At 73.0% G+C, this 21,536-nt stretch carries 19 protein-coding genes; 15 read left to right on the forward strand and 4 right to left on the reverse strand.

The features are described from left to right. Positions 1–12 precede the first annotated feature (12 nt). A complete protein-coding gene (locus OWR29_RS10930; RefSeq protein WP_267562516.1) occupies positions 13–858 on the forward strand; it encodes a glycosyltransferase family 2 protein in 846 nt (281 codons plus the stop codon). Here OWR29_RS10930 and OWR29_RS10935 read toward each other — a convergent pair whose 3' ends face one another. Then, complete coding sequence (locus OWR29_RS10935) at positions 859–2,265, reverse strand: aldehyde dehydrogenase family protein (protein WP_267562517.1); 1,407 nt, start codon at positions 2,263–2,265, stop codon at positions 859–861. Positions 2,266–2,396: 131 nt separating this feature from the next. Here OWR29_RS10935 and OWR29_RS10940 point away from each other — a divergent pair, with 131 nt between their 5' ends. From OWR29_RS10940 to surE, 13 genes are all read left to right on the forward strand, one after another. Beyond that, positions 2,397–4,067 carry a carbamoyltransferase family protein gene (locus tag OWR29_RS10940; RefSeq protein ID WP_267562518.1) on the forward strand — a complete coding sequence of 557 codons (1,671 nt, stop codon included), beginning with the start codon at positions 2,397–2,399 and terminating at the stop codon, positions 4,065–4,067. Beyond that, positions 4,064–5,005: a glycosyltransferase family 2 protein gene (locus tag OWR29_RS10945; protein ID WP_267562519.1), complete on the forward strand. Its 942-nt coding sequence runs from the start codon at positions 4,064–4,066 to the stop codon at positions 5,003–5,005. Before OWR29_RS10940 ends, OWR29_RS10945 begins: the two co-directional genes overlap by 4 nt. Beyond that, the gene (locus OWR29_RS10950; RefSeq protein ID WP_267562520.1) at positions 4,998–6,560 is read left to right on the forward strand and encodes an HAD-IIIA family hydrolase; all 1,563 of its coding nucleotides are present in this window, start codon (positions 4,998–5,000) and stop codon (positions 6,558–6,560) included. The genes OWR29_RS10945 and OWR29_RS10950 overlap by 8 nt, the downstream gene beginning before the upstream one ends. Beyond that, on the forward strand, positions 6,557–7,483 hold the full coding sequence (locus tag OWR29_RS10955) for a glycosyltransferase (protein WP_267562521.1): 927 nt from the start codon (positions 6,557–6,559) through the stop codon (positions 7,481–7,483). Before OWR29_RS10950 ends, OWR29_RS10955 begins: the two co-directional genes overlap by 4 nt. After that, positions 7,468–8,673 (forward strand): glycosyltransferase, encoded by a 1,206-nt coding sequence (locus OWR29_RS10960; protein ID WP_267562522.1) that lies wholly within the window; start codon positions 7,468–7,470, stop codon positions 8,671–8,673. Before OWR29_RS10955 ends, OWR29_RS10960 begins: the two co-directional genes overlap by 16 nt. After that, a complete protein-coding gene (locus tag OWR29_RS10965; protein ID WP_267562524.1) occupies positions 8,673–9,302 on the forward strand; it encodes a D-sedoheptulose-7-phosphate isomerase in 630 nt (209 codons plus the stop codon). The genes OWR29_RS10960 and OWR29_RS10965 overlap by 1 nt, the downstream gene beginning before the upstream one ends. Beyond that, a complete protein-coding gene (locus OWR29_RS10970) occupies positions 9,299–10,675 on the forward strand; it encodes a PfkB family carbohydrate kinase (protein ID WP_267562525.1) in 1,377 nt (458 codons plus the stop codon). Before OWR29_RS10965 ends, OWR29_RS10970 begins: the two co-directional genes overlap by 4 nt. A gap of 13 nt (positions 10,676–10,688) precedes the next feature. Then, positions 10,689–11,369, forward strand: coding sequence for an SDR family oxidoreductase (locus OWR29_RS10975; RefSeq protein ID WP_267562526.1), 681 nt, complete (start codon positions 10,689–10,691; stop codon positions 11,367–11,369). Continuing rightward, positions 11,366–12,265 (forward strand): glycosyltransferase family 9 protein, encoded by a 900-nt coding sequence (locus OWR29_RS10980; protein ID WP_267562527.1) that lies wholly within the window; start codon positions 11,366–11,368, stop codon positions 12,263–12,265. Before OWR29_RS10975 ends, OWR29_RS10980 begins: the two co-directional genes overlap by 4 nt. Further along, on the forward strand, positions 12,246–13,217 hold the full coding sequence (locus tag OWR29_RS10985) for a DNA topoisomerase IB (protein ID WP_267562528.1): 972 nt from the start codon (positions 12,246–12,248) through the stop codon (positions 13,215–13,217). Before OWR29_RS10980 ends, OWR29_RS10985 begins: the two co-directional genes overlap by 20 nt. A 43-nt stretch (positions 13,218–13,260) precedes the next feature. After that, positions 13,261–13,557: a hypothetical protein gene (locus OWR29_RS10990; RefSeq protein ID WP_267562529.1), complete on the forward strand. Its 297-nt coding sequence runs from the start codon at positions 13,261–13,263 to the stop codon at positions 13,555–13,557. Between the two features lie 71 nt (positions 13,558–13,628). Next, a complete protein-coding gene (locus OWR29_RS10995) occupies positions 13,629–14,546 on the forward strand; it encodes a 1-phosphofructokinase family hexose kinase (protein WP_267562530.1) in 918 nt (305 codons plus the stop codon). Then, a complete protein-coding gene (gene surE, locus OWR29_RS11000) occupies positions 14,543–15,346 on the forward strand; it encodes a 5'/3'-nucleotidase SurE (protein WP_267562531.1) in 804 nt (267 codons plus the stop codon). The genes OWR29_RS10995 and surE overlap by 4 nt, the downstream gene beginning before the upstream one ends. On the opposite strand, the gene OWR29_RS11005 is transcribed toward surE, so the two are convergent. Genes OWR29_RS11005 through OWR29_RS11015 form a run of 3 tightly spaced genes read right to left on the reverse strand, consistent with a single transcriptional unit; the run spans position 15,265 to position 17,863 of the window. Beyond that, complete coding sequence (locus tag OWR29_RS11005; protein WP_267562532.1) at positions 15,265–16,398, reverse strand: glycosyltransferase 87 family protein; 1,134 nt, start codon at positions 16,396–16,398, stop codon at positions 15,265–15,267. The two genes, surE and OWR29_RS11005, sit on opposite strands and share 82 nt — an antisense overlap. A gap of 53 nt (positions 16,399–16,451) precedes the next feature. Then, a complete protein-coding gene (locus OWR29_RS11010) occupies positions 16,452–17,537 on the reverse strand; it encodes a hypothetical protein (protein WP_267562533.1) in 1,086 nt (361 codons plus the stop codon). Beyond that, positions 17,537–17,863, reverse strand: coding sequence for a PadR family transcriptional regulator (locus OWR29_RS11015; protein ID WP_267562534.1), 327 nt, complete (start codon positions 17,861–17,863; stop codon positions 17,537–17,539). The genes OWR29_RS11010 and OWR29_RS11015 overlap by 1 nt, the downstream gene beginning before the upstream one ends. Before the next feature lie 266 nt (positions 17,864–18,129). Between OWR29_RS11015 and OWR29_RS11020 the strand changes: the two genes are divergently transcribed. Next, a complete protein-coding gene (locus OWR29_RS11020; protein ID WP_267562536.1) occupies positions 18,130–21,492 on the forward strand; it encodes a putative Ig domain-containing protein in 3,363 nt (1,120 codons plus the stop codon). Positions 21,493–21,536 lie beyond the last annotated feature (44 nt).

Raw genomic sequence — 21,536 nt, forward strand, 5'->3', positions numbered from 1 at the left:
TAGGCGATCTTCGTGACGCTGACCCCCCAGTACTACGGCACCGAGATCGAGACCGACGAGGTGACCGTCGTGGTCGCGACCCGGAACCGGGCCGACCGCCTGATCGAGACGTTTCCGCACCACCGGGCCCGCACGATCCTGGTCGACAACGCCTCGGACACGCCGCAGCCGCTGTTCCCGGGCGTCGACGTGGTGCGCCTGCCCGCGAACATGGGAGCGGCGGCGCGCAACGTGGGAGTTCAGCGGGCCCGTACGCCGTACGTGGCCTTCGCCGACGACGATTCCTACTGGACGCCCGGATCGCTGGCCCGGGCGGCCGCGCTGATGCGCGAGCATCCCCGGGCGGCGCTGCTGGCGGCGAAGGTACTGGTCGGCGAGTCGGGCCGGGTCGATCCGGTCTCGCGTGAGATGGCTGCTTCGCCCCTGGGTACGCCGGTGGGCGCGGCCGGGCCATCGGTGCTCGGGTTCCTCGCCTGCTCGATCATCGTGCGGCGGGACGCCTTTCTGGCGGCCGGCGGGTTCGAGCCGCGGCTTTTCGTGTACGGCGAGGAAGCGCTGCTGGCGATGGACCTCGCAGCGGCGGGGCACGAATTGTCGTACGTGGACGAGCTGGTTGTCCGGCACCTGCCGCTGCCTTCGGGGCGGGACAACGGGGCGCGCGCCCGTGTCGAGACACGGAACCGCGTGCTGACAGCTATGTTGCGGCGGCCTATGCCTGTGGTGCGGCGCACTTTGGCTGGGGCGTGGCGTGAGAACCCGGGTGGCGCACGTGATGCGTTGCGGCAGGCGGGTTGGGCTTGGCGGCAGCGGCGTGCGCTGCCGCCGCAGGTCGAGGAGGACCTGCGGCGGCTGAGCTGATCACCAGCCGGTCGGCGGGGCTTCGATGTGTACGGCCTTGGTGGCCGTCATCTCGTCCAGGAGCTCAGGGCCGTAACCGAACCCCTGGCCACTGCCCCCGCGCGGGTGGGCCGCCCCGCCCGGCGCGCCGCCGAACACCGCGTTGACCTTCACCGTTCCGGCCGGCAACCGCCGCCACGCCTGCTGCGCATTGCTCATCGACGCGGTCAGCACCGTGGCGGCCAGGCCGTACGGCGAGTCAGCCGCCCGCGACAAAGCCTCGTCGAACGAGTCGACCGTCACGACCGGCGCGACCGGGCCGAACGTCTCTTCGCGGACGACGGCCATCTCGTCGGTGCAGTCGGCCAGCACGGTCGGTGGGTAGTAGGAACCGGGGCCGGCGGGGGCCGATCCACCCCGCAGCGCCCGCGCTCCGGCCTTCACCGCCTGCTGCACCTGCTCGTCCACGGCGTCGCGCATCCGCTTGTCGACCATCGGGCCGATCTGCGGCGCCCAGTTGTCGGCCTCGGCCGCCAGGGCCTCGACGAACGCGTCGGCCACCTCGCGGTGCACGTAGATGCGTTCGACGGCCACGCAGATCTGCCCGGAGTTGACGAACGAGCCCAGCGCCGCCTGCGAGGCCGCCCAGGCCGGGTCGACGCCGGCGTCCACGATCAGCGGGTCGCTGCCGCCGTTCTCGAGCAGAGCCTTGGCGCCGGTGCGGGCGCACGCGGCGGCGATCGATCGGCCGGTCGCGGTCGAGCCGACCTGGGCCACCACGTCGACCGGGGCGGCGGCCAGCGCGGCGCCGACCTGGCCGTCGCCGTTGAGCAGGTTGAGCACGCCGGCCGGGAAGTGCGGGGCGAGCAGCTGGGCCAGGCGCCAGCCGGTGGCGGGGGTGCGCTCGCTGGGCTTGTAGACGACCGTGTTGCCGGTGACCAGGGCCGCGCCGAGCAGACCGCACGACACCGCGACCGGGTCGTTCCAGGGGGTGATCACGGCGACCACCCCGCGCGGGCCGTACGCCATGAGGTCGATCGCCTCGTCGTTGCCGGCCAGGGTGCGGCCGCGGTGGGTGGGGCCCAGTTCGGCGTACTGCCGCAGCGTGCCCACCCCGGCCAGGATCGACTCGCGGGCGCCGTCGACCGGCTTGCCCATCTCGGCCGTCATGATCTCGGCCAGCTCGCCGGCGGCCTCCTCGACGGCGGTCGCGGCCGCGTGCAGGGCGGCGGCGCGGGCGGCGGGCGCGGTCGCCGCCCACGGCGCGGCGGCTTTCCGCGCGGCCTGCACGGCCTTTTCCACGTCGGGCTCACCGGAAATACGCACGGTGGTCACCGGAGTGTCATCCGAAGGGTTGATAACGGTCAGGGTCCGGCCCGAGTTGCCCGGGTTCCAGGCGCCGTCAACGTATTGCTCCACGTCGTACATGGTCGGGCGCTTGCCCCACGGCAAAGAAAACAAACACGGTTATCAGTGCAGCTCACGCCGTCGGGAATTTTATTTGCAGGAAGTCAACGATCTTGGGAGTAAGCGCGGGATAGCCGGGTATCCGGCGCGCCATGCGAGTCCTGGGAATCAACGCGATCTTCCATGATCCGGCCGCGGCGCTGATCGTCGACGGTCAGGTCGTGGCGGCGGCCGAGGAGGAGCGGTTCAGCCGCCGCAAGCACGGCAAGCGCCCGGTTCCCTTCTCGGCCTGGGAGCTGCCCGAACTGGCGGCCGCCTGGTGCCTCGAGGAGGCCGGACTGCGCCCGGACGACCTGGACGCGGTCGCCTACTCCTTCGACCCCGGCCTGAGCCGCGACGCCGAGAGCCTGGGCCTGGCCGACCCGTGGGACCACCTGCGCGTCGACTACGCGCGGCGGGCCCCGCAGTTCCTGGCCGCGGCGCTGCCCGGGCTCGACCCGGAGCAGGTGCGGTTCGTGCCGCACCACGTCGCGCACGCCGCCTCGGCCGGCCTGTCGGTGCCCGAGGACAGCGCGGTGCTGGTGCTCGACGGGCGCGGTGAGGTGGCCAGCCACCTGGCCGGTGCCTTCCGCGGCGGCGAGCTCGAAGTGCTCAAGAGCCAGGAGCTGCCGCACTCGCTGGGGCTGCTCTACGAGGACCTGACGCGCCACCTGGGCTTCATGCACTCGAGCGACGAGTACAAGGTGATGGCGCTGGCCTCGTACGGGAAACCGAAGTTCCTCAACCTGCTGCGGGAGCTCGTCCGGCCCACCGAGGACGGCGGCTTCGTCGTCGAGCGCATCGACTGGGCCGCCCTCGCGAAGGCGCGCACGGCCGACGGCGAGATGACCGAGGCCCACGCCGACCTGGCCTCCAGCGTGCAGGTGCGGCTCGAGGAAGTGCTGCTCGACCTGGCCCGATGGACGTTCGAGGCCTCCGGCGGCACGCTGAAGACGCTGACCATGGCCGGTGGCACCGCCCTGAACTGCGTGGCCAACGCCCGGATCGCGGCCGAGGGCCCGTACGAGCGGGTCTGGGTGCAGCCGGCCGCCGGCGACTCCGGCACCGCGCTCGGCGCCGCCCTGGCCGTCCATGGCAAGAACATCCCGTTCGGCACCGCCGCGCTGGGCCGGGGCTGGTCCGACGACGAGCTGGAAGCGGAGCTGAAGCGGGCTGCGCTGCCCTACACCCGGCCCGAGTCCATCGCGGCCGAGGCGGCCAAGGTGCTCGCCGACAACGGGATCATCGCCTGGTACCAGGGGCGCAGCGAGTACGGCCCGCGCGCGCTGGGCCACCGGTCGCTGCTGGCCCACCCCGGTGACCAGGACACGCAGACCCGGATGAACAACGTCAAGGGCCGCGAGCAGTTCCGCCCGATCGCGCCGATGGTGCGGGCCGAGCGGTTCGGCGACATCTTCGAAGGCGTCTACCCGAGCCCGTACATGCTCTTCGTGCACCAGGTGAAACCGGAGTGGAAGGACCGCATCCCGGCGGTCACCCACGTCGACGGCACCGCCCGCGTGCAGACCGTGCACACCGAGACCGAGCCGCTGGTGGCCGAGATGCTGGCCGAGTTCGAGCGGCTGACCGGGCTGCCGGTGGTGGTCAACACGTCGCTCAACACGGCTGGGCGGCCCATGGTCGACACGCCGCGCGAGGCCATGGAGCTGTTCGGCTCGGCGCCGGTCGACCTGCTGGCGATCGGGCCGTTCGCGGTGCACCGCGCGAAGGCGTTCGGCGCGGACGCGCGAGGTGTCGTCGCCGAGCAGGCGGAACGCGCGTGACCGTCACCGTCGTGGTGCCGACGCTCGGCCGTCCGAGCCTGGACGTCCTGCTCGCCGCGCTGGCTGCGGGCGTGGCCGAGCACGACCTCGAGCTGCTGGTGGTGGACGACCGGCCGGGCAATCCGCCGGCGCTGGACGTCGAGGCCAAGGTCCTCACCGGACCGGCCCGGGGTCCGGCGGCGGCGCGCAACGTGGGCTGGCGGGCGGCCCGGCACGACTGGGTCGCCTTCCTCGACGACGACGTGGTGCCCGATCCGGACTGGGCCGACCGCCTGGTGCTGGATCTGGCCGCGGCCGGTTCCGAGGTGGGCGGCGTGCAGGGCGTGCTGCGGGTGCCGCTGCCGGACGACCGGCGGCCGACCGACTGGGAGCGGGTGACGGCCGGGCTGGCCGACGGGGCCTGGATCACCGCCGACATGGCCTACCGCCGCGAGGCGCTGGAGCGGTGCGGCGGCTTCGACGAGCGCCTGCCGCGGGCCTTCCGCGAGGATGCCGAACTGGCTTATCGCGTACGGCGTGAGGGCTGGACCCTGCAGCGGGGCAACCGCCGTGTCACCCACCCGGTGCGGCCCGAGAGCACGTGGGTCAGCGTCCGCACCCAGCGCGGCAACGCCGACGACGCCCTGCTCCGCCGCCTCTACGGCCCCGAGTGGCGGGAGCTGCTGGAGATCCCGCCCGGCCGCCGCCCCCGGCACCTGGCCGTCACCGTCGCCGGCCTCACCGCGCTGGCCGCCGCGGCCGCCCGCCGCCCCCGGCTGGCCGCACTGGCCGGGCTGGCCTGGGCGGCCGGCACCGCCGAGTTCGCCGCGGCCCGCATCGCGCCCGGCCCCCGCGACGCCCGCGAGGTGGGCACGATGCTGGTCACCAGCGCGGTCATCCCGCCGGTGGCGACCCTGCACTATCTGCGCGGCTGGTGGCGGTGGCGCGCCCGTGGCTGAGCTGTTCGAGGCGGTGCTGTTCGACCGGGACGGCACGCTCATTGTCGACGTGCCCTACAACGGCGACCCGGCGCTGGTCGAGCCGATGCCGGGGGCCCGCGAGGCGCTGGACCGGCTGCGCGCGGCCGGGCTGCGGATCGGGGTCGTCACCAACCAGTCGGGGCTGGCCCGGGGCCGGTTCACCGCCGAGCAGCTGGACGCGGTCAACGCCCGGGTCGAGCAGTTGCTGGGCCCGTTCGACGACTGGCAGATCTGCCCGCACGACGAGACGGCCGGGTGCCGTTGCCGCAAGCCCGCGCCGGGCATGGTCGTCGCCGCCGCCGAGGCGCTGGGCACCACCCCGGCCCGCTGCGTGATGATCGGCGACATCGGACGCGACGCCGAGGCCGCCCAGGCCGCCGGGGCCGCCGCCATCCTCGTGCCGACGCCGGTCACGCTGCCCGCCGAGGTCGCCGCCGCCCCGGCCGTCGCGCCCACCATCTCAGCCGCCGCGGATCTGATCCTTCAGCGGGAAGCTCTGGTGGCTCCGGTCGCGCGGTCGGCGGCCGCCGGAAATGTCCTGGTTGTTCGGTCCGACTCGGCCGGCGATGTGCTGGTCACCGGGCCGGCGATCCGGGCGGTCGCGGCCGGCGCCGAGCGGGTGACCATGCTGTGCGGCCCGCGCGGGCGCAGTGCCGCCGAGCTGCTGCCGGGGGTCGACGAGATCATCGAGTGGCGGCTGCCCTGGATCGATGCGCAGCCCGGGCCGGTGGAAGGCATGGAGGAGCTGGTCGCGCTCCTGCGGTCGAAGAAGATCGACGAGGCGGTGGTGTTCACCTCGTTCCACCAGTCGGCCCTCCCGCTGGCGCTGCTCATGCGGATGGCCGGCATCGGCCGGATCACCGCGATCAGCGAGGACTACCCCGGTTCCCTGCTCGACGTGCGCCACCGCGGCGTACCGGTGGGCCTGCCCGAACCCGAGCGGGCGCGCAGCGTCGCCGCGGCCGCCGGTTTCGCCCTTCCCCCGGGCGACGACGGCCGCCTACGGGTCACCGCCGCCCCGGCGGAACGGGGCGACTACGTCGTCGTCCACCCGGGAGCGAGCTGCGAGGCCCGCTCCTGCCCGCCCGAGACCCTGCGCCGGATCGTGGCCGCGCTGGCCGGGGCCGGCCACCGCGTGCTGATCACCGGCGGTCCCGACGAGCGCCACCTGGCCGCGTACGTCGCCGGGGACACCGCCGATCAGGTCGGCCGCACCTCGATGCCCGAGCTGGCCACGCTGCTGGCCGGCGCGCGGGCCCTGATCGTGGCCAACACCGGCCCGGCCCACCTGGCCGCCGCCGTGGGAACTCCCGTCGTCAGCCTCTACGCCCCCACCGTCCCGTACGGCCAATGGGGTCCCTACCGCGTCCCGAACATCCGCCTCGGCGACGCCGCCGCGCCCTGCCGCGACAGCCGGGCCACCACCTGCCCGATCGACGGCCATCCCTGCCTGTCCACCATCGAACCGGCCGAGGTGGTGGCCGCCGTCGCACGGCTGACCACCCCGGCCGAGATTGCCGAGGCCGCCGCGTGAACATCCTGCTCTGGCACGTGCACGGCTCCTGGACCACCTCGTTCGTCCAGGGCAAGCACCGCTACCTGATCCCCGTCAACGACGCCCGGGACGCCTGGGGGCGGGGCCGGGCCCAGACCTTCGACTGGCCCGCCACCGTGGAGGAGCTGCCGCTCGACGAGATCCACGACGTCGATGTGGCGATCGTCCAGCGGCCCGAAGAGCTCGAGCTGGTGCCCAAGGGCGTGCCGGTGATCTACGTCGAGCACAACACCCCCAAGGGCGACGTGCCGGTCAGCCGGCATCCCATGGCCGACCGGGACGACCTGATCGTGGCCCACGTGACCGACTTCAACGACCTTTTCTGGGACACCGGCGCCACCCGTACGACGGTGATCGAGCACGGCATCGTCGAGCCCCAGGCCCGCTGGACCGGCGAGCTGAAGAACTTCGCCGTGGTCACCAACGAGCCCGTACGGCGGCAGCGGGTGACCGGGACCGACCTGTTCGGCCGGTTCGCCGCGGTGGCCCCGCTGGACGTGTTCGGCATGGGCGTCGAAGGGCTCCGCAGCGAGCGGATCACCCCGTACGACGACCCGCCGCAGCACGAGATGCACCGGCTCGTGGCTCAGCGCCGGGCCTACCTGCACCTGTGCCGCTGGACCTCGCTCGGGCTGAGCCTGATCGAGGCCATGCAGATGGGCATGCCGGTCATCGGCCTGGCCACCACCGAGGCGGTCGTCGCCGTGCCACCGGACGCCGGGGTGCTGGACACCCGCGTCGCCACATTGGTCGAGGCCGCGCACTGGCTGCTCGAGGACGACGCCGCGGCCGTGAGCCTCGGCGCCCGGGCCCGTCAGGTCGCCCTCGCCCGCTACGGGCTGGACCGGTTCCTCGCGGACTGGGACCGGCTGCTCGAGGAGGAAACATGCGCATCGCGATGATCTCGGAACACGCCAGCCCGCTGGCCGCGCTGGGCGGCATCGACGCCGGCGGCCAGAACGCGCACGTGGCGGAGCTGGCCGGGGCGCTGGCGGCGGCCGGGCACGAGGTGCGTGTCTACACCCGCCGGGACAGCGCCGACCTGCCGGCCGTGATGCCGATGGGGGAGCGGATCGACGTCGTGCACGTGCCCGCCGGGCCGGCCTGCGTGCTGCCCAAGGACGAGCTGCTGCCGTTCATGGGCGAGTTCGCGGAGTGGCTGGCGGCCAACTGGCGCACCGAGTGGCGGCCGGACGTCGTGCACGCCCACTTCTGGATGAGCGGGCTGGCCGCGGTGACCGCCGGGCGCCGGTGCGACGTGCCGGTGCTGCAGACGTACCACGCGCTCGGCTCGGTCAAGCGCCGCCACCAGGGCTCGGCCGACACCAGCCCGCCGCGCCGGATCGCCTACGAGCGCGAGCTGGGCCGGGCGGTCGACCGGGTCATCGTGCAGTGCCACGACGAGATCCGCGAGCTGCTGCGCCTGGGCGTGCCGCGCTCGCAGATGACGCTGGTGCCCTCGGGCGTCAACGTCGAGCGGTTCAGCCCGGACGGCCCGGCCGTCGCCCGCGACCCCAAGCGGACCCGCATCCTCACCGTGGCCCGGCTGGTCGAGCGCAAGGGCATCGAGGACATCGTCCGCGCCCTGCCGGCCGTTCCCGGGGCGGAACTGGTCGTGGTCGGCGGCCCGGCCGAGGGCGAGGTCGCCACGAAGCTCCGGCGGGCCGCCGCTCAGTCCGGGGTGGCCGACCGGGTCGTGCTGGCCGGGGCGGTGCCCGCCCACGAGATGCCGCAGTGGTACCGCTCGGCCGACATCGTGGCCGCCACCCCCTGGTACGAGCCGTTCGGCCTGACCGCGCTCGAGGCCATGTCGTGCGGGGTGCCGGTCGTCGCCAGCTCGGTCGGCGGGCTGGCCGACACGGTCGTCGACGGGGTCACCGGCGACCTCGTGCCGCCGCGCGACCCGGCCCGGCTCGGCGTCGCGCTGCGCCGGCTGGCCTCCGACGAGGTGCGCCGCCTGTCGTACGCGGCGGCCGCCGTCGACCGCGCCCTCCACTCCTACGCCTGGCCCCGCATCGCGGACCGGCTCGCTCAGGTCTACGCGAGCGTCGCCGGGGTCGCCACCGAACCCACCCGGGAGGCAGTCGCCTGATGGACCACGATCTCACCCCCACCGACGACCACCTGACCGCGCTGGCCGCGGCGATCGTCCCCTTCCGGGCCATGTCCGGCAAGCTGGCCCGCTGGGGCTCCGACCTGGCCTGGCACCTCGGGCAGGGCGGCCGGCTGCTGGTGGCCGGCAACGGCGGCAGCGCGGCCGAGGCCCAGCACCTGGCGGCCGAGCTGGTCGGCCGGCTGCGCGACGAGCGGCGGCCGCTGTCGGCCATCGCGCTCACCCCGGACTCCTCGGCGGTCACCGCGATCGGCAACGACTACGGCTTCGAGGAGATCTTCGCCCGGCAGGTACGGGCCCACGGCCGCCCGGGCGACGTGCTGATCACCCTGTCGACCAGCGGCCGCAGCCCCAACCTGCTGGCCGCCGTGCGCGCGGCCAAGGAGTGCGGGATGCGCACCTGGGCCATGACCGGCCCGTCCGGCCCGCTGGCCGAGGCCTCCGACGAGGCGCTGCGCTGCCCGTCGCCGGAGAGCCAGGTCGTGCAGGAGCTGCACCTGGTCGCGGTCCACCTGATGTGCGAATACCTCGACCGCACCCTGCCCTCGGTGCTCGGAGGCGGCAGCGACGCCCCTTTCGCCGACTTCAAGGTGGAGGTGGCCGTATGAGCAGTCTCGTCATCGTGGGCGACACCCTGCTCGACAAGGACGTGCAGGGCAGCGTGCGGCGGGTCGCCCCGGACGCGCCGGCCCCGGTGCTCGACGAGGAGGACGTCAACGAGCGCCCCGGCGGCGCCGGCCTGGCCGCCCTGCTCGCCGCCCAGTCGGGCCAGGACGTCGCCCTGGTCACCGCGCTGGCCGACGACGCCGGCGGCGCCCGGCTGAGCGAACTGCTCACCGCGGCCGGCGTGAAGGTCTACGCGCTGCCGTTGCCCGGCGCCACGCCCGAGAAGGTGCGCCTGCGCTCCGGCGAGCACGTGCTGCTGCGCCTGGACCGCGGCGGCGAGCCCCAGCCGCCCGGTGCTGCGCCCGAGGCCGCCCTCGACCTGCTCCGCCAGGCCAAGGCGATCCTGGTCAGCGACTACGGGCGGGGCGTGGCCCGGCACCCGGAGCTGCGTCGCGCGCTGGGCGAGACCAAGGCCCCGATCGTCTGGGACCCGCACCCCAACGGGCCGCAGCCGGTGCCCAACGCCCGGCTCGTCACGCCCAATCTGGCTGAGGTGCGCAAGCTCTCCGGCGACGGGGGCGGCGGCTCCACACTGGCCGCCGCGCAGCGGGGCGGGCAGGCGATGCGCCAGCACTGGCGGGCCGGCGCGGTCGTCGTGACCTGCGGGGCCGAGGGCGCGGTGCTCTGCCACTCGGGCTCGACGCCGCTGGTCGTCCCGGCCCCCGAGGTCGGCGACGGCGACACCTGCGGCGCGGGCGACCGGTTCGCGGCCACGGCGGCGCTCGCGCTGGCCGGCGGCGCCCTGGTCAGCGAGGCCGTGCAGCAGGCGGTGGCGGCCGCCTCGGCGTACGTCGCGTCGGGCGGGGTGACCGCCGCGCTCGCACCGCCCGTCGTGGCCGAAGCGGCGCCCGAGCGCATCGGGGCCGACGCGGCCGGCCGGCTCGCGGCCGAGGTGCGGTCCCGCGGCGGCACGGTCGTGGCCACCGGCGGCTGCTTCGACCTGCTGCACGTCGGCCACCTGGCCACCCTGCGGGCCGCCCGCAAGCTCGGCGACTGCCTGATCGTGCTGCTCAACAGCGACGACTCGGTGCGCGGGCTCAAGGGCCCGGAACGCCCGCTGAACCCGCAGAACGACCGGGCCCGCCTGCTGGCCGCCCTCGACTGCGTCGACGCCGTGGTCGTCTTCGACGAGTCCACCCCGGAGGCGGCGCTGACCTGGCTGCGCCCCGACGTCTGGGTCAAGGGCGGTGACTACGACTCCGTGCCCGAGTCGGAGCTCATCGAGCGCTGGGGCGGCCAGACCGTCTTCGTGCCCTACCTGGACGGCCGTTCCACCACCCGGACCATCGCCGCGGCTCAAGCCGCCACCAGCTGAGTAGGAGAAAGACATGGACGCAGTGATCGTCACCGGCGGATCGAGCGGCCTCGGCGCCGCCGTCGTCGACGCCGTGGTCAAGGCCGGCGGCCGCCCGTTCGTCATCGACCGTCAGGCCCCGGCCGACGGCGTGGCCTGGATCGAGTGCGACCTGGCCGACACCCGCGCCGCCGAGGCCGCCACCCGGCAGGCCATCGAGCAGGCCGGCGGCAGCATCGACGGCGTGGTCACCGCGGCCGGCATGGACGTGCCGGGCGCGCTGGCCGACATCCCGGGCGAGACGTGGGACCGGATCGTCACCATCGACCTGCTGTCGACGGCGGCCGTGATCCGGGCCGCGATCCCGGCCCTCAAGCAGTCGCACGGCGGCGTCGTCACCGTCGCCTCCACGCTCGGCGTGAAGGCGGTCAGCGACGCCACCGCGTACTGCGCGGCCAAGTTCGGCGTGGTCGGCTTCACCCGGGCCCTCTCGGCCGAGCTGGCCGGGCAGGTCAACGTCACCCTGGTCATCCCGGGCGGCATGCGGACGAAGTTCTTCGACGACCGCGACGCGCAGTACAAGCCGGGCCCGGACGCCATCCTGAACGACCCGGCCCACGTCGCCTCGGCGATCATGTTCGCGCTCGGCCAGCCCCGCGGCTGCGCCGTCCGCGAGCTGGTCATCGCGGCCGAGCAGGAGAGCTCGTACCCGTGATCCTCGCTCTGCGCGCGCTGGGCGTGGGCGACCTTCTCACCGCGGTGCCCGCCCTGCGCGGGCTCCGCGGTGCGTTCCCGCGGCAGACGCTCGCGCTGGCCGCGCCGGCCTGGCTGACGCCGCTGATCGAGCTGATCGGCGGCGTCGACCGGATCGTCGAGGTGTCGTCGCTCGATCCGGTGACCCTGCCGCCGGCCGAGATCGCGGTCAACCTGCACGGGAGCGGGCCGGAGTCGCACCGGCTGCTGCAATCGGCGGAACCGGCCAAGCTGTGGGCGTTTGCCAACGCCGAGGCCGGGCATCTCGACGGTCCCACCTGGACCGCAGAGGAGCACGAGGTGCATCGCTGGTGCCGGCTCGTCCGCCATTACGGCGTCACCGCCGACGAGACCGACCTTCGGATCGCGGCGCCGGTGGCTCCCGTCGAGAAGGCCACGATCATTCATCCCGGGGCCAAGTCGCCCTCGCGGCGCTGGCCGGTCGACCGCTATGCGGCCGTCGCGCGGCAGTTGCGCTCGGCGGGTCACCGCGTGCTGGTCACCGGTTCCGCTTCCGAGAAAGAACTGGCCGTACGGGTGGCCGAGCGGGCCGGTCTGGGCCGGGACGCCGTTCCCAGCACGGGGCTGGCCGAGCTCGCCGGGCTGGTGGCCCACGCCCGGATCGTGATCAGCGGGGACACCGGCATCGCGCATCTCGCCTCGGCGTACCGTACGCCGTCAGTTGTCCTCTTCGGCCCGATGTCGCCGGAGCGCTGGGGACCGCCCGCGCTGCCCCAGCACAAGACCATCTGGCACGGCACCCGCAGCGAACCGGGCGACAGCACCGAGCCCGGCGTCCACCCGGCCCTGCTGGCCATCGAGCCCGGCGAGGTGATCGATGCGGCTCAAGCGTTCTGACCTGAGCAAGCCCGGCTACACCCGGCAGAAGTCGGGCAAGGGCTTCCGCTACCGCGACACCGACGGGTCGGCCCTGACCGACCCGGACGAGGTCGAGCGGGTCAAGCAGCTGGTGCTGCCGCCGGCCTGGAAGGACGTGTGGATATCGCCCGATCCGCGCGGGCACATCCAGGCCACCGGCATCGACGCCGCCGGGCGCAAGCAGTACCGCTACCACGACGCCTGGCGCACCGCCCGCGACGAGGCGAAGTTCGACCACGCCCTGGAGGTGGCCGAGCGTCTGCCCGAGATCCGCGACAAGCTGTGCGGCGACCTGACCGACGAGCGCGGGCTGACCCGGGCCCGGGTGCTGGCGGCCATCGTCCGGCTGCTCGACATGGGCATGTTCCGCATCGGCGGCGACCAGTCGGCCGTCCGCGAGGACGACCCGTCGTTCGGGCTGTCCACGCTGCGGCCCGAGCACGTGCGCACGCAGGGCGGCTGTGTGCTGCTCGAGTTCACCGGCAAGTCGGGCGTGCAGCACTCGGGCACGATCGGCGACGGCGAGGTGTGCCAGGTGCTCAAGGACCTCAAGCGCCGGCGCCGCAGCGAGAACCGCCTCTTCGCGTACTACGACAAGTCGGCCAAGCGGTGGCACGAGATCCACGCCGACGAGGTCAACGACTATCTCCGCGAGATCAGCGGCGAGCAGATGACGGCCAAGGATTTCCGTACGTGGCACGGCACCGTCAAGGCGGCCGAGACGCTGGCCGAGGTCGGCCCGCAGCCCACCGAGAGCAAGCGGAAGAAGGCAGTCTCGCACGCCATGAAGGAGGTCTCGAACCTGCTGGGCAATACGCCGGCCGTGGCGAGGGCGTCCTACGTCGACCCGCGCGTGGTCGAGGCGTTCGAGGAGGGCGAGGTCGTCGACGAGCCGGGCGAGAAGGCCGTCCTCGAGCTCCTGGAGGAGTGATCATGCGCTGCGGTTCCCGCACCCCGGTGGGAGCATCGTCGGTATGACCGTCATAGCCACACTCACCGTCGAACGGCCGTCCGGGCACTGGATCGACCGGGCCCGCGCGTACCAGATCGTCGTCGACGGGGCGGTCAAGGGCGTCGTGCGCTGCGGCCGCGAACTGTCGCTGGCGCTGCCGCCGGGGCCGCACACCGTCCGCGCCCGCCTCGACTGGACCGGCAGCGACGACGTGCCCGTCCACCTCGGACCGGGCGCGACCGTGCGGCTGCGCGTCGAGCCGCGGGGAGCCCGGCACGCCGTGGGCAAGCGGTACCTCAAGCTGACCCGCGTGGCCTGAAGCGTCCGGTTCCCAGGCGATTCACAGCGGTCACCGCCGATCGGAGCGGCCGGGCTGGGTAAGCCTCCGGCATGACCGACCGGGTGATGGTATTCGCTCCTGCGCCGATCCTGACCGTGACCATCGAACAACATGGCGACGAACCCGACCTGCACGTCCACCCGGGCGGGCAGGGCGTCTGGCAGGCCCGCATGATCTCAGCCCTCGGCGTGCCGGTGAACCTGTGCGTGGCGCTGGGCGGCGAGCCGGGGTCGTTGCTGGAGGCGACGCTCGCCGCGGAGGGGTTCGACGTCCGGGCCGTGCCCCGGCACTCGGCCAGCGGCTGGTACGTGCACGACCGCCGCGAGGGGCAGCGCGAGTCGGTGGCCGAGCACCCCGGGCCGCCGCTGACCCGGCACGAACTGGACGAGCTGCACAACGTCGCGCTCACCGAGGGCCTGCGCTCGTCGGTGGCCCTGCTGAGCGGACCGCACAAGCCTTCGGCGGTCGCGCCCGACGTCTATGAGCGCCTGGCCTCGGACCTGACAGCCAACGGCGTACGGGTGGTGGCCGACCTCTCCGGTGACTACCTGACCGCCGTGCTCGAAGGAGGGGTTTCGGTCGTGAAGGTCAGCCACGAGGAACTCCTCGACGACGGGCTGGCCGACGACGACAGCGTGGAATCGCTGCTGGCCGCCGGGCGGAAGCTGCGCGAGCGCGGGCTCGACGCGGTGCTGATCAGCCGGGCGGGGGACGCGGCGCTGGCCCTTTACGAAGACCATGAGTGTGAGGTGCACCCGCCGCCGCTGACCGTCAACGAGCACCGGGGCGCCGGCGACTCGATGACCGCCGGGGTGACGTCGGTGCTGGCCCGGGGCGGCTCGTTCGAGGAGGCGCTGCGGACCGGGTCGGCGGCCGGGGCCCTCAACGTGACGCGGCACGGGTTGGGGACGGGAAGGGCCGAGGCGGTGCGCGAGCTGATGAGCCGAGTGCGGATCGAGAAGCGATGACCCGGGTGCTGATCACCAACGACGACGGGGTGGCCGCGCCGGGGATCCTGGCCCTGGCGGCGGCTGTCTCCGGCACGTACGACGTGGTCGTGGCGGCGCCGCAGGAAGAAGCGAGCGGCATGAGCGCCGCCCTGACGGCGGTGGTGTCGGACGGGCAGATCCTGATCTCGAAGTACGAGATGCCGGGGATCACCGCGTACGGGGTGGCCGCCTCACCGGCGTACATCGTGGTCCTGGCGTCCCTGGGGGTCTTCGGCCCGCCGCCCGACGTGGTGCTCTCGGGGATCAACCGGGGCGCCAACGCGGGCCGCGCGGTGCTGCACTCGGGCACGGTGGGGGCGGCGCTGACGGCGGCCAACTACGGGATGCGGGCGATGGCGGTCTCGCTCGACGTGCTCAACCCGGACGCCGCGATCTCGGCCGCCTCCGGGGGCAACGCGATCATCCTGCCGTCCGACGACGATTTGCATTGGCCGACGGCCGCGGCGGTCGCGGCCTCGCTGATGGAGATGGCCTCGTCGACGCCGGCCGGAACGGTGCTCAACGTGAACGTGCCCGACCGGCCCGAGGCGCCGCAGGTGCGTGAGGCGACGCTGGCGTCGTTCGGCCAGGCGGGCCTCGCGGTGGCCGAGTCGGGCGAGGGGTACGTGCGGACGACCATCGAACGCAGCGGCGAGAAGCTGGTGCCCGGCACCGACCTGGCGTTGCTGGCCGACGGCTACGCCACGGTGACCGCGCTGCGGCCGCCCGTCTCGGTCAGCGGGGTGCGCATTCCGGTTCCGCGGTCCGCGTCGTCGTGAAGCGGGATGCGCGTCCGGTGGCCGGGGCCCGCGTCGTCGTGAAGCGGGATCAGGGCGGCCACGGCCACCGCCAGCAGCAGGCGTGACTCGGCGAACAGCACCGGCACGGGCAGGATCATGACGGCCAGGACGACCGCCTTCTGAACCTTTCCAATGGGCAGCAGGACGGCCAGGACCAGCCAGATCTGGTGGTGAGTCCACGAGACGGGGCTGAGGACAATGCTCGCCGCGCCGACCACAATCACGGCGCTCAGCCAGTCCTGGCGACGGGCCAGCCGTACGGCTCGAGCGAGCGCGACGGCGGCGACGGTGCCCCCGACGAACAGCACCAGGGTCCGGCGGGCGTCGGCCTCGATGCCCAGGCGCAGCAGGGCGCCGTTGAGCGACTGGTTGCCCACGCCGTCGATGTAGCCGAGCCGGTTGACCTGGAAGACCTTGTCGGTCCAGAAGGCCCACGAGTCGCCGGGCAAGGTGGCCGCAGCGAGCAGGCCGCAGGCGGCGAACGTGGCGGTGGCGACGGCCGCGGCGGTGCGGCGGCCGGCCAGCCAGAGCAGCGGAATGAAGATCAGCGGCGTGAGTTTGACGGCTGCGGCCAGGCCGACCAGTGCGCCGTGCCAGGGCGTACGGCGCAAGGCCAGGAAATCGGCCGCGACCAGAGCAGCCAGAAAGAGGCTCACCTGGCCGTATTTGACGTCGGACGAGACGGGCGCCGAGAGCATGAGCGCGAGCGCGACGACTGGCTGGTTCCGGCGGGTGACCAGAACGGCCAGACCGGCGACGGTGGCCAGCGAGGCCAGGGTCCAGGCGATCTGCACGACGCCGACCGGGAGCCAAGTCAGCGGGGTGAACAGCAGGGCCGCGAACGGGGGATAAGTGAAGGGAGCGGCGCCGCGGGTGAAGTCGTAGAGGCCGGCGCCGTCGGCCAGGCCGGAGACCGCGCCCAGGTAGACCGAAAGGTCGGTGAGGCGGCTTCCCGCAGGCTTCCAGAAGGCCGCGACCGCCGTGGCTGCTGCGACCACCGCCGTGAGGAACCAGATCCATCGCTTACCCATAGTCGGAACGCTACATAGGGTCTGGGCTGCTTGTCGAGCCGCGAGCTCGGTTGTTATGCGGCCGTGAGGGAGTCGGTGGCCCGCATGGCCAGCAGGGCTGCCAGGAGGGCGACGGCGCCCAGGCCGACCGGGTGCTCGACAAACCCGAACCCGAACGCCGTCGAGTTGTCGAGCAGCCGCCGCAACACCACATCCGGATCCCCGCCGGCCGCCGGCAGAGCGGGCGCCACCGCCAGCGTGGCCAGCGCCGTCACCGCCCCGGCGGCTCCCCGGCGCGCGTTCACACCGAGTCGCGACACCGCCGCGCGGGCAGCGTCTGTGACACGCCGGGTCAGGTGCCCGCTGCTTCGTGCCGGCTCACCTGTCTTGCCCGTGAGTGCCGAGGCGAGGAGGAAGGCGGTGCACAGCAGGAACGGGCCGGCCGATACGGCAGCGTTGGCCAGCAGGATCCCGGAGGCGTGGAAGGCCGGGCCGTCACCGAGGTGGGGCCCGAACGACACGGTGCCGCCGGGCAGCAGGGCGAGCGGGAACCAGGCCGGAGCCGTCCACGCGGGCACGCCGAGTGCCGCCGCCGCATGCGCCGACCCCGCGACCACCGCGAGATCAAGCGTGACCAGACCGCCGGCGACGGCCACCCACCGCCGCCTCGCCCGAAGCGCGACGGCCATCCCGATCGTCCAGACCGCGACCGCCGGAGCGATGTCACGCGCACCCATGAACGGCATCATCGGCACCGGATTGCCCGCGAACAGGAAGGCGAACAGCGCCACCCCGGCCAGGGCGACTGACCCGCGAACCCGCCGGCCGGCCAGCGCTAGCCCGGCGGCGCCCAGCAGCAGCATCACGGGGGCCAGAGCCTCCGTAGCTCGCGCGAGATTGGTCGCCACCGCGGCGAGCAACGTGACTCCCGCCGCGACCGCCGCCAGCCGTCCGGCATTCTCGGCCCGCTCGCGCCACGACGGCTCGTCCACACCCGGCGAAACCGCCAGCGACCCGGCGAAAGCCAGCTTCCGCCACGGTTCGCCGATCACGGCCAGCTCGGCCAGCCACTCGTCCCGCATGACCCCGGCGAGGTCGTCCGGCCACCGCCGGGCCGCCACCAGAACGGCCGCGCGGGCCAGCCGGTCAACCGCCCCCATCACGCCTCCTGCGCCTGACCGAGCGGCCCGGCCGCCCGAGACATCTGCTGCCGCATCAGGGCAACCTCGCGCCGCGCGGCCACCGTCCCTTCGGCCGTCAGCACGTAGTAACGGCGGCTGGGGCGCCCCTCGGCCGCCGGATCGATCTGCTCCCACCGCGACTCGACCCACCCGGCCCGCTCGAACCTCGCCAGAATCGGATAAAGCGTGCCGCTGGGCAGCCCGGTGTCCTGCATGAGCTCGAGCCCGTACCGCTGCGCCCCCGGCTCGGCCAGCAGCCCGGCCAGCACTTTAAGCACAGAAGCGGTAATCCGCGGCTCACCCATGTACGCACCCTACATAGGGTTGGCACGCTCGACCACCTGCTGTCCGTGCCGGGTCGAAGCGACCAGCCGCACGCGCCGAACGGGTTCGGCCGGACCGGTGGTCTTGCTCAGCCGGTGAGGTGAGCCGGCTCGTAGATCGTCCCGGAGCCGCGGACCTTCGCGGTCGAATCATGGACTGATGAGTGTCCCTGTCTGTTCGTGTCCGGTTGTTCACTCCGTCGATGCGACTCGGAAGCCGCCGCGTCGCGAACAGAGGAGCACTCAGCATGTCCAGACCCTGGCGTCGTGTGGCGTCGTCCATCGCCGCGGCCTTGGTAGTCGGTGGTCTCGTCGCCGGTGGGATCGCCACGGCGGACGCGGCCACCAGCGAGGGGAAGGCTTCCTTCGCGGGTCAAGCGGCCGGCGTTCCGCGAACCGTCAGCCGTCCGGCGAAGCCGAAGCCCTCGTGCCCCGGCACCGCCCCCACTCGGGCGCTCACGCTCACGATCAGCACCCCGCGGGCGAACGGGACGATCGATCTGGCGAAACAACCCGAGTTCGACATCACCGGCGTCTTCCGGGGCGGCCTGGCCTCCTTCGCCCGCAGGGTCGAGTTGTACGCGGACGACCAGAGCATCGGGGCCGCCCAGATCGCTCGCCAACCGGCGCGGGACGGCAGCCGTACCTGGTCGTTGCGGACGTCGGCGCCGGCCGGGAAGCACGCTCTGCTCGCGTGTGTACGAACCTGGGGCGGATTGACTGCGGCCGCCCGGCTGACCTTCACCGTGAAAGCTCCGCCGGCTGGGGCAACGGTGGTGTCACCTGATGTGGTGACTCCGTCCGCGTCGGTGCTGTCCGCCATCACCAAGACTGCCGATCGCAGCATCACCTTCTCCCGATCGCCTGGCCTCGAGTCCGGCGACATCATCGTGGCTGGTCTGAGTCCGACCACCCCGGAAGGACTGTTGCGGCGGGTCGCCTCGGTCGGCCGCAAGGGCTCCAGCACCGTGGTGCAGACCGTTCCCGCCGGGATCGACGAGGCGTTGCTGCAGGCCGACATCAACTTGACCGATGTCCCGCTGACCCCGCCGGGCGCGGCGGGCACTCGGTCCAAGGCTTTGACCAGCAATCTCACGCTCTCCCGGACAGTCGCGATCGCATCGTCGGCCAAGCCGGTCGAGATCAAGGGCAGCGCGTCGATCTCGGCCCGGGTGGCCCTCGACGTCAGCCTCAAGATCGACATCGACGTCTCCTGGAGCGGGATCAAGGGCAAGCTTCGTACGTTCAGCTGGCGCGTCAGCGGCACGGTGGACACGGGCCTGGAAGCGGAGATCTCCGGCTCGGGCAAGCTGGACTGGAAGCTGCCCCGTGCTGTGCCCGAAGTCCAGCTCGCCCCGGTCCTGATCACTCCCACACCGCCGCTGGTGCTGGTGCCCAGCGCGGGTGCCGAGATCGGTGCTTCGGCCCAGGTGAACGGCAAGATCTCGGTCGGCGCCAAGAGCAACGCCACCGTCGGCGCCGGATTCCGGTGGCAGGACGGGAAGATCACCAACCTCAGCGACGCGAGCCTGTCCGGTGAGGTCACCGGCCCGCTGGAGGCCAAGGTGTCGGCGTCGGCCTCCGAGAAGGTCTACACCGATCCGCATTTCGGCGCGACCATCAACGGGCTGCTCGGCCCGAGCGTGCACCCCGAGGTGGGGCTCGAGCTCAAGGCCACGTTGCCGTGCCCCGGCAGCGAGACGTTCGGTCCCTACCTGGCGGCCAAGGTGAGCGGTGACATCAAGTTCTTCACGCTGACGATCGCGAACTTCCAGGCGACCGTGGCCGAGATCCGCAAACTGCTGATCGATCGTCCCGGGCCCGGCTGTGCCGATCCTTTGTCCGTCTCGGACCAGCCGCTCGCACCCGGCGAGGCCGGGCGGGCGTACGAGGAAAAGCTCCTGGCGTCGGGCGGAACCGAGCCCTACACCTGGCGCAGCACCGGATCGATGCCCGACGGTCTGGTTGTGCGCGACGGCATGCTGATCGGCACGCCGGCCCGTGCCGGCGACTACGAGATCGCGGTGAGCGTCACCGATGCCCGCGGGCAGACCGCCGACGGCACCGTGCGTCTGCGGGTCAACCCCGACTCCACCGCCCTCTCCATCACGACCAGCCGGCTGAACGACGGCTTCCTCGGCATCGACTATCGCGGCGGCGTAGCCGGTGCAGGCGGCGCGCCGCCTTACACCTGGACCGCTTCCGGCCTGCCGGACGGTCTCACGATGGACACGACCGGCTCCATCGCCGGGCGCCCCACCGCCGTCGGGTCCGGCCCCGTCACTTTCCGGCTCACCGACGCGGGTGGCACCACCGTCACCCGCACACTCGACCTCACCGTCAATGCCGAACTGCCGCCCCCGGTGGACGGCGGCGGCGTGGTCAGCGGACCGCCCGCGCCGAGCTGCGGCACCTATTGCACGACCACCTGGGGCGACCCGCACCTGCGCACCTTCGACGGCGTCGCCTACGACTTCCAGCGCGTCGGCGAGTTCACCGCGGTCCGGTCCACGGTGGATGACCTCGAGATCCAGGTCCGGCAGCGCCCGTGGGGGTCGTCGCGGGTGGTCGCGGTCAACTCGGCCGTGGCGCTGCGGGTCGGCGGACACCGCGTCGGCGTCTACCTCACCGACACCGGAGTGCGGACGATGGTCGACGGAGCTGTGGTCAATCCAGGCAGCGATCCGCTCGAGCTGCCCGGCGGTGGCACGATCATGCTCGATGCCGGCATCCGGCGGGTGACTGTCAGCGGTCCGGACGGCTCCTACCTGGGCGTGGACTACGACCCTGGCTCGGCGCTCAACCTGACCGTCGGTGCGCCGGAGTCGCAGCGGGGCTTCCTGGACGGTCTGCTCGGCGCGGTCGGTGACGATCCTTCGGCCTGGCGCGTGACACCGGACGACTCGTTGTTCGACTATGCGCCGGGTGAGGACACCTCTACCTACACCGACACCGCGTTTCCCTACGCGGACCTGCCGCTGAACAGTCTTCCCGACGAGAACCGCGAGGCCGCGCGCCGGGCGTGCGCGGCCGCCGGGATCACGGAGCCCACGCTGCTCGACGCTTGCACTCTCGACGTAGCGCTCAGCGGTGACAAGAACGCCGCCGCGGCCGCGATCGTCGCCCAGTCGGCCGGCTCGGCCGGCGATGGCCGGGTGCTCGGGGCGTCGAAGGCGGGACAGCCCTGGCGGGACGCGGCCGGTGTCACCGGCGTCAGCGAACTGACCTACGGCCACACCGGCTGCGCCGGCCTGGATACGCGCAACCGCTGCACGAGCGGCGCCTGGACCGTGGTGCCGGACGCGCCGTGGATCTGGACGAAGCGGCTGACCACGCCGGGGCAGTACCGGGCGACGTTCACCGCAACCATCACCGCGACAGCGGCGCAGGCCGAACGCCCGGTCCGCCTCTACGCCGCAGCCGATGACTTGGTGACGGCCTCGGTGAACGGTGACGTCGTCCTGAACGCTGGGTACAACGCCCCGGTCTCCGCAGCCGTACGGCTCCAGCCCGGGCCGAACATCCTCAGTTTCGACACGGTCAACAACGGCGGTGACGATCCCAACGGCAACCCGGCCGGCCTGGCCTGGAAGGTCGTGATGGAGGACTGACGCAGTGTGGTCGCGGGGCGTGGTCAGCCCCGCGACCACGTGGC

This window comes from Paractinoplanes pyxinae (genome assembly GCF_026626335.1).
Taxonomy (GTDB): domain Bacteria; phylum Actinomycetota; class Actinomycetes; order Mycobacteriales; family Micromonosporaceae; genus Actinoplanes; species Actinoplanes pyxinae.

Bases quoted from the DNA above. Each gene is read 5' to 3' on its own strand.
- OWR29_RS11020 (WP_267562536.1), top strand. From the start codon at position 18,130: ATGTCCAGACCCTGGCGTCGTGTGGCGTCGTCCATCGCCGCGGCCTTG.
- OWR29_RS10970 (WP_267562525.1), top strand. From the start codon at position 9,299: ATGAGCAGTCTCGTCATCGTGGGCGACACCCTGCTCGACAAGGACGTG.
- OWR29_RS10940 (WP_267562518.1), top strand. From the start codon at position 2,397: ATGCGAGTCCTGGGAATCAACGCGATCTTCCATGATCCGGCCGCGGCG.
- OWR29_RS11010 (WP_267562533.1), bottom strand. From the start codon at position 17,537: ATGGGGGCGGTTGACCGGCTGGCCCGCGCGGCCGTTCTGGTGGCGGCC.
- OWR29_RS11015 (WP_267562534.1), bottom strand. From the start codon at position 17,863: ATGGGTGAGCCGCGGATTACCGCTTCTGTGCTTAAAGTGCTGGCCGGG.
- OWR29_RS10975 (WP_267562526.1), top strand. From the start codon at position 10,689: ATGGACGCAGTGATCGTCACCGGCGGATCGAGCGGCCTCGGCGCCGCC.
- OWR29_RS11005 (WP_267562532.1), bottom strand. From the start codon at position 16,398: ATGGGTAAGCGATGGATCTGGTTCCTCACGGCGGTGGTCGCAGCAGCC.
- OWR29_RS10995 (WP_267562530.1), top strand. From the start codon at position 13,629: ATGACCGACCGGGTGATGGTATTCGCTCCTGCGCCGATCCTGACCGTG.
- OWR29_RS10935 (WP_267562517.1), bottom strand. From the start codon at position 2,265: ATGTACGACGTGGAGCAATACGTTGACGGCGCCTGGAACCCGGGCAAC.
- OWR29_RS10985 (WP_267562528.1), top strand. From the start codon at position 12,246: ATGCGGCTCAAGCGTTCTGACCTGAGCAAGCCCGGCTACACCCGGCAG.
- OWR29_RS10960 (WP_267562522.1), top strand. From the start codon at position 7,468: ATGCGCATCGCGATGATCTCGGAACACGCCAGCCCGCTGGCCGCGCTG.
- surE (WP_267562531.1), top strand. From the start codon at position 14,543: ATGACCCGGGTGCTGATCACCAACGACGACGGGGTGGCCGCGCCGGGG.
- OWR29_RS10965 (WP_267562524.1), top strand. From the start codon at position 8,673: ATGGACCACGATCTCACCCCCACCGACGACCACCTGACCGCGCTGGCC.
- OWR29_RS10990 (WP_267562529.1), top strand. From the start codon at position 13,261: ATGACCGTCATAGCCACACTCACCGTCGAACGGCCGTCCGGGCACTGG.